At 69.6% G+C, this 7,456-nt stretch carries 7 protein-coding genes and 1 pseudogene; 5 read left to right on the forward strand and 3 right to left on the reverse strand.

Annotation, left to right across the window (positions count from 1 at the left end; all coding sequences use genetic code 11):
* Positions 1-56: 56 nt before the first annotated feature.
* The 5 genes from QM634_RS11035 to QM634_RS11055 all read left to right on the forward strand — a co-directional run bounded on the left by QM634_RS11035 (position 57) and on the right by QM634_RS11055 (position 5,503).
* Positions 57-1,079: an AurF N-oxygenase family protein gene (locus QM634_RS11035; RefSeq protein WP_415042832.1), complete on the forward strand. Its 1,023-nt coding sequence runs from the start codon at positions 57-59 to the stop codon at positions 1,077-1,079.
* A 4-nt stretch (positions 1,080-1,083) separates the two neighbouring features.
* Positions 1,084-2,169, forward strand: coding sequence for a 2Fe-2S iron-sulfur cluster-binding protein (locus QM634_RS11040; protein ID WP_415042833.1), 1,086 nt, complete (start codon positions 1,084-1,086; stop codon positions 2,167-2,169).
* 83 nt (positions 2,170-2,252) lie between these two features.
* A complete protein-coding gene (locus QM634_RS11045; protein WP_415042834.1) occupies positions 2,253-3,266 on the forward strand; it encodes a Zn-ribbon domain-containing OB-fold protein in 1,014 nt (337 codons plus the stop codon).
* Between the two features lie 18 nt (positions 3,267-3,284).
* Positions 3,285-4,328: a thiolase domain-containing protein gene (locus QM634_RS11050; RefSeq protein WP_415042835.1), complete on the forward strand. Its 1,044-nt coding sequence runs from the start codon at positions 3,285-3,287 to the stop codon at positions 4,326-4,328.
* Positions 4,328-5,503 carry a thiolase domain-containing protein gene (locus QM634_RS11055; RefSeq protein ID WP_415042836.1) on the forward strand — a complete coding sequence of 392 codons (1,176 nt, stop codon included), beginning with the start codon at positions 4,328-4,330 and terminating at the stop codon, positions 5,501-5,503. The genes QM634_RS11050 and QM634_RS11055 overlap by 1 nt, the downstream gene beginning before the upstream one ends.
* Here QM634_RS11055 and QM634_RS11060 read toward each other — a convergent pair.
* The 3 genes and pseudogenes from QM634_RS11060 to QM634_RS11070 form a co-directional block, all read right to left on the reverse strand.
* Positions 5,500-6,051, reverse strand: coding sequence for a carboxymuconolactone decarboxylase family protein (locus QM634_RS11060; RefSeq protein ID WP_415042837.1), 552 nt, complete (start codon positions 6,049-6,051; stop codon positions 5,500-5,502). The two genes, QM634_RS11055 and QM634_RS11060, sit on opposite strands and share 4 nt — an antisense overlap.
* Before the next feature lie 61 nt (positions 6,052-6,112).
* A complete protein-coding gene (locus QM634_RS11065; protein WP_415042838.1) occupies positions 6,113-7,024 on the reverse strand; it encodes an NAD-dependent epimerase/dehydratase family protein in 912 nt (303 codons plus the stop codon).
* Between the two features lie 2 nt (positions 7,025-7,026).
* A pseudogene (locus QM634_RS11070) lies at positions 7,027-7,456 on the reverse strand (hypothetical protein); the annotation flags it as partial.

Consider the following 7,456-nt stretch of genomic DNA (forward strand, 5'->3'; position numbering starts at 1 on the left):
ACGCAGGACACTGGTACCAGCGGTAGCCGATACCTCTGGTTCAAGAGGGGAGAATCATGACAGTAACGGATTCCACCGCGCCGGAGAGTGCCGCGGGTTCGTCGGGGACCCCGCGCCTCTACAAGGGAGCGGTCAGCACCACCAGCGTCAACGTCGGCGACCGGCAGAAGACCGCCCAGCGCCTGCTCCGCTCCACCGCCGATCGCTCCTATGACGGCGAACTCGACATCGACTGGGACGCCCCCCTCGTCGACGGCGCCCCGTGGATCCCGATTCACCGGCTCACGCTGCGCGGGACCAAGCACTGGGACGAACTGACCGACGAGCAGAAGCGGCTGCTCACCATGTACGAGGCCGTCGCCGTCCTGTCCTACGGCATCTTCGCCGAGATCGCCCTCTCCACCAACCTGATGCGCGGGATCCTGCGCAACCCCGGTTTCGTCGACGACCACATCCGCTACGCCCTCGCCGAGGTCGCCGAGGAGACGCGGCACTCGACGATGTTCGGGCGCCTGATCAACAAGACCGGTCTGCGCCCCTATCGGCAGCCGAAGGCCGTGCTGAAGTTCTTCCGGCTGGTCGGCTTCGTCCCGATGGGGCCGTCCATCTACGCCGGCACGCTGCTCATCGAGGAGGTGCTCGACCGGCTCCAGCGCGAGGGGATGATGGACGAGACCCTCCAACCCCACTTCCGGCAGCTGATGAAGATCCACATCCTGGAAGAGGCCCGGCACATCACCTATGCCCGCGAGGAACTGGTGCGGTCGATCCAGTCCCGCGGCCGGATCTCCAACGCCGCACACCGGGTGGCCTTCGCACTGATGGTGAACTTCGTCCAGGAGCAGATCATCGACCCGCGCGTGTACCGGGCGGTCGGGCTGAGTCCGGTGCGCGGCATGATCGACGCCCGCCGCTCGCCCCAGTTCAAGGAGACCGGACAGTTCATGGCCGGACCGCTCCTGGAGTTCCTCTACGACGCCGGGATGATCAAGGGGCCGGTCACCACCCGGCTGTACAAGATGTCCGGGACGCTGCCGCCGGAGCTGCGCGCCAAGGTCGACGCCGATCGGCGCCGCTGACCCGATGACCCTCCAGCACGACGCGGCGCCGGTGGCGCCGGGCGACGCGGCCGCGCCCGTCAACCACGCACACGAGTTGGAGATCGTCGAGGTCGTCGCCGAGACCGCCGAGGCGGTGTCGATCGTCCTGGACGTGCCCGAGCACGCCGAGTCCCGGTTCCGCTATCGACCCGGACAATTCCTCACCGTCCAGATCCCGACCGAGCGCCCGACCGGCGCCGCGCGCTCCTATTCGTTGTCGAGTTCGCCGCATTTCGAGACCGACCTGGTGATCACGGTGAAGCGCACCCACGGCGGCTACGCGTCGAACTGGCTCTGCGACAACGCACGACCAGGGCGGACGCTGACCGTCTTGCCCCCGTCGGGGCAGTTCACGCCCGCGGGCCTGGACAACGACGTCCTGCTCGTCGGCGCCGGCAGCGGCATCACCCCGCTCATGTCGATCGCGAAGTCCGTCCTGATCGGCGGCAGCGGCACGGTGTACCTGCTGTACGCCAACCGCGACCGCCCGTCGACGATCTTCGGTCGCGAGTTGACCGCGATGCTCGCCGAGTTTCCCACCCGCTTCGCCGTCGAGTACTGGTTCGAGGACCAGCAGGGGCTGCCGACCGCCGACGCGCTCGCCAGGTCGCTGGAGCTGTTCTCCGCCTACGACGCCTTCGTCTGCGGTCCGGCCCCGTTCATGGCGCTGGCGCACGAGGCGCTGCGCCGGGTGGGCATCCCCGAGGGGCACATCACCGTCGAGAAGTACCGCTCGCTCGAGGGCGACCCCTTCGCCGACGTCGTCGTCGCACCCCCGGCCGACGGCGAGAGCACCGCGACGGTGACCGTCACCCGCGACGGGCGGACCGTCGAGTTGGCCTGGCCGCGCCGGACCAAACTGCTGGACCTGCTGTTGTCGCAGGGCTTCGACGCGCCCTACTCCTGCCGTGAGGGCGAGTGCAGTTCGTGCGCGTGCACGGTGACCGCCGGCGAGGTGAAGATGCTCAAGAACGACACCCTCGTCGACGCCGATCTGCGGGCGGGGCTGACCCTGGCCTGCCAGGCGGTGCCCATCACCGACCAGGTGTCGGTGGACTTCGACCAATAGTTCCTAGAACAGGTTCCCCTGGTGGGAAACAATCATTGTGCTCGTCCTTGCGCGACACAATTAGAACGTGTTCTAGTAGAGGTGTGAGTAGAAGCCCGATCACCAGCCCGGTCGCGGAGGTGCCCGCGCCGGCCACAAAGATCCTGTCCGCACCGCTGACGAACTCCTTCGACTACACCCGTTCGCTCGGCCCGGTCCTGTCGCCCTTCGCCCTCGCCCTGCGCGACGGCAAGATCCTCGGGTCCAAGGGCAGCGACGGCCGTGTCAGCGTCCCGCCGGTCGAATTCGACGCCACCACCGGTGCGCCGACCACCGACCTGGTGGAGGTCGCGACCGTCGGCACCGTGACCGCCTGGTCGTGGGAGCACAAGCCGGTCGACGGCCACCCCCTCGACAAGCCGTTCGCCTGGGCGCTGATCACGCTCGACGGCGCCGACACCGCGCTGCTGCACGCCGTCGACGCCGACGACCCGTCGCAGATGTCGACCGGTGCCCGCGTCGCCGCGGTGTGGCGCCCGGACCGCCGCGGCTGGATCAAGGACATCGCGCACTTCACGCTGGCCGGTGCCGCGCACCCGGCCCCGGCGAACACCGACGACACCGAGATCGTCGGGAAGGACGGCAACGTCGTCATCACCACGCCGATCTCGATGACCATCCAGCACGCCGCCACCGAAGAGGAGACCTGGTACCTCGAGGGCCTCAAGGCCGGCAAGCTGCTCGGCGGTCGCGTCACCACCGGCGAGGTGTACTTCCCGCCGCGCCAGGTCAGCCCGGCCGACGGGTCGCGCACCACCGATCGCGTCGAGGTGTCCGACCACGGCACCGTCACGACCTTCTGCATCGTCAACGTGCCGTTCATGGGCCAGCAGATCAAGCCGCCGTACGTCGCGGCCTACGTGCTGCTCGACGGCGCCGACATCCCGTTCTTGCACCTGATCCTCGATTGCCCGGCCGAGGACGTCCGCATGGGCATGCGGGTCAAGGCCGTGTGGCGGCCCGAGGAGGAGTGGGACTACACGTTGCGCAACATCAGCCACTTCGCGCCGAGCGGTGAGCCGGACGCCGACTTCGAGTCGTACCGAGACCACCTCTAGGCGAAGGAGAAACCAATCATGAGCAGTACTGACCTGCCCCGCATCGCCGTCGTCGGTTTCGCGCACAGCCCGAACGTCGCCGAGACCACCGGCACCACCAACGGCGTCGAGATGCTGATCCCCTGCTTCGACAAGCTCTACGGCGAGCTCGGGATCACCCGCTCGGACATCGGCTTCTGGTGCAGCGGCTCCTCCGACTACCTGGCCGGCCGCGCCTTCTCGTTCATCTCCGCCATCGACTCGATCGGCGCCGTGCCGCCGATCAACGAGTCGCACGTCGAGATGGACGCCGCCTGGGCGCTGTACGAGGCCTGGATCAAGATCGCCTCCGGCGAGGTCGACACGGCCCTGGCGTACGGCTTCGGCAAGGCGTCGGCCGGGGACAGCGACCTGACGCTGTCACTGCAGACCGACCCGTACACCGTCGCGCCGCTGTGGCCGACCGCCTACGGCCTGGCCGGGCTCCAGGCCCGTGCCGGGCTCGACGCCGGCACGTGGTCCGAGTCCGACATGGCGCAGGTGGCCTCGCGCTTCACCGGCGAGCCCGTCGACAAGCTGTTGGCGGCCGACTACGTCGCCGACCCGCTGCGCGCCCACGACATCGCGCCCTACGCCGATGCGGCGGCCGCGGTCATCCTCGCCACCGAGGAGCGCGCCCGCGAACTGGTCGACAACCCGGCCTTCATCACCGGCTGGGACCACCGCATCGACACTCCCAACTTCGGCGCCCGGGACCTCACGGTCTCCCCGTCGACGAAGCTGGCCGCCGACACCGCCTTCGGTGATCAGTCGCGCGACGTCGACGTCGCCGAGATCCACGCGCCGTACACCCACCAGGAGCTGATCGTGCGCGAGGCGCTGGGCATCGGCGCGAACACGAAGATCAACCCGTCCGGCGGGGTGCAGGGCGGCAACGCCCTCTTCTCGGCGGGCCTGCAGCGGATCGGCTACGCCGCCAATGCGATCCTGGCCGGCGAGGCGCAGACCGCCGTCGCGCACGCGACCAGCGGACCGCTGCTGCAGCAGAACATGGTCGTGACCCTCAACGGAGGCGAGAAGTAATGGCGGGCAACAGGGCCGCGGTGCTGGGCACCGGGCAGACGAAGTACGTGGCGAAGCGCACCGACGTCACGATGGCCGGCATGTGCCGCGAGGCCATCGACCGGGCGCTGGAGGATGCGGGCGTCGGCATCGACGACATCGACGCCATCGTCATCGGCAAGGCCCCCGACTTCTTCGAGGGCTCGATGATGCCGGAGCTCGCGATGGCCGAGGCGATCGGCGCCGTCGGCAAGCAGATGATCCGCGTGCACACCGCCGGCTCGGTCGGCGCGTCGACGGCCATCGTCGGCGCCTCGCTGGTGAAGTCGGGCCTGCACCGCCGCGTGCTGGCCGTCTCGTGGGAGAAGCAGTCCGAGTCGAACGCCATGTGGGCGCTGTCGATCCCGGTGCCGTTCACCATGCCGGTCGGCGCCGGTGCCGGCGGCTTCTTCGCCCCGCACGTGCGCGCCTACATCCACAATTCGAAGGCGCCCGAGCACATCGGTGCGATGGTCGCCACCAAGGACCGTCGCAACGGCGCGAAGAACCCTCTGGCGCACCTGCACCAGCCCGACATCACCGTCGAGAAGGTGATGGCCTCGCAGATGCTGTGGGACCCGATCCGCTTCGACGAGACCTGCCCGTCCTCCGACGGCGCCTGTGCCGTGGTCATCGGCGACGAGGCGGCGGCCGACGACAACGTCGCCGCGGGCCGCCCGGTCGCGTGGGTCCACGCGACGGCGATGCGCACCGAGCCGCTGGCCTACTCGCACCGCAACGTCGTGAGCCCGCAGGCCGGCCGTGATGCGTCGGCGGCGCTGTGGCGCGACGCCGGCATCACCAACCCGCTCGAAGAGGTCGACGCCGCGGAGATCTACGTGCCGTTCTCCTGGTTCGAGCCGATGTGGCTGGAGAACCTGGGCTTCATGCCGGAGAACGAGGGCTGGAAGCTCACCGAGGCCGGCGAGACCGAGATCGGCGGCAAACTGCCGGTCAACGCCTCCGGCGGCGTGCTCTCATCGAACCCGATCGGCGCCTCGGGCATGATCCGCTGTGCCGAGGCCGCCATCCAGGTCATGGGCAAGGGCGGCGACCACCAGGTCGACGGCGTCCGCAAGGCCTTCGGCCACGCCTACGGCGGTGGTTCGCAGTACTTCTCGATGTGGCTGCTGGGCAAGGACAAGCCGGAGAACTAGGCGGCCGGTTGCTCGGGCAACGCGCAGGCGGCGCCGTCGGACATGCCGGTGGGCCGCACGCCGAGGGCCTGGTTCAGCCGGGCGCGCTGGTTCTCCCACGCGATCTCGGCGGCCAGTTCGGCGACCTGCCCCTTGGTGAAGTGCGCCAACAGCTCGTCGCGGATCGCAGTCAGGTGCTCCCCGACGGCCGGTGTCGCGGTCATCGCCTCGGCGAAGGACAGGACCAGCTTCTCGATGTCGGTGTAGGCACCGCTGTCGGCGTAGCGGGGCAGGTCGCGCATCTGCTGCTCGGTGATCCCCGAGGTGCGGGCCAGGGCCGAGCCGATGTCGAGGCAGAACTCGCAGCTGACCATTCCGGCCGCCTTGAGCAGCGCCAGCTCCTTGAGCCGCGGATCCATCCGGTTGGAGAACATGAGCGACATCTCGTAGCCGCCGGTCGCCAGCAGCACGAGCGGCCGACGGATCAGCCAACCGTAGAGGTCGGTCCGGTTCCGCTTCGACTGCGACATGGCTCTCAGGTAGCCCCAGAGTCGGTGTAGTGCGCGCATTGTTCCTCCCGTGTCGATTCACCCGTTCTTGTCGCGACGGGCGCGAACTGTAACGGCCCGCCTAGCGCGACGCCGCAGCCATCTGGGCATACCCCTCACGGACGCTCGCATATCGCGGCGACCACCCGGCACCGGTGCGGGACCGTTCGTTGCTGACGCGCAGCGAACGGGTGAGGGAGGTCGTGCGGTCGCCGAGCGCGACGGCGGCCCGGCCCGGTCCGGTGACCCATCGGCGCCGACCGACCGCAGCGGCCAGCGCATCGGCATTGGCGGCCTTGGTGAGCGGTTCGTCGTCGACGACGTTGTAGGTTCCCGCCGGAACCCCGAGGGCCGCGACCACCGCGTCGGCGGCATCGGCCAGGTGGATCGACGACTGATAGGCGTCCGACCGACCGGCGACGAACCCGAGGTGTCGGCGTGCCATCGCCATGATCTCTTCGCTGTGCGCGGCGCCGACGCCGTAGAACAATCCGAACCGCAGCACGGTGCCGACGCCGCCGGACTCGGTGAATCGACGGGCGCTGGCCTCGGCGGCGTGATTCCCGCGCGAGATCGGGTACTCGTCGACCGGCGACGACTCGTCGAGCCAGTCGTCCCCGCCGTCGGCGTACAGCATCACCACCGACTCTTGGACGACTCGCGGGACACCGGCGGCGAGCGCCGCGTCGACCACCGCGGCCGAACCCTCCGAGCGGATCTTCAAACACTCCCGCCACGAGGAGTGGAAGGCGAACGTCGCCGTGGCGGGCAGAGCGGACGCGAGGTTCGCGACGGCATCGCACCCGGCGAAGGCCGAGGTGAGTGCCTCGACGTCGAAGAGTGACACGCGCACCGGGGTGGCGCCGGCCAGGGTCAGGGCGGCGGCAGCGGCGTCACTGCGCGCCAGCCCGCTGACCCGGTGGCCCGCGGCGATCAGCGCCGGGACGGCGTAGCGCCCGATCGCTCCGGTCCCACCGGTGACGAAGACGTCCATGACTACCTGCCTCGCCGGCGGCCGGCCCGCCATGCGACGACGAAGGAGACCAGGAGGACGACGGCGACCAGGCCTTCCAACAGGTGGAGCACCGCGCCGTACGCCCAGACGTTCACCTCCTTGATCCCGTGGACCCCGAGCATCACGCCGAGCGGCACCCCGGCGGCGACGGCGAGTACGACCCACTGCCGGTCGAGCGAGGCGACCAATGCCACGAACCCGATGGCGATGAGCGCGAACCCACCCTCGCTGACCGCGTGCGGGGCGAACGGCTCACCCAGATTGCCGGCGATCCACTCGCCGGAGGTCAGACTGCTCACCCCCTGGAAGACAAGCAGTGCGCCCAGCACCGCGGCGGCGATCCGCGGCAACAGCCACCGGTCGCGCAGGGGCGGCCGATGCCGGCGCGGCGTCGCGGGGCGCGGGGAGGCG

Origin of the sequence: Gordonia sp. (in: high G+C Gram-positive bacteria) (assembly GCF_047606305.1) — a bacterium.
Taxonomy (GTDB): Bacteria; Actinomycetota; Actinomycetes; order Mycobacteriales; family Mycobacteriaceae; genus Gordonia.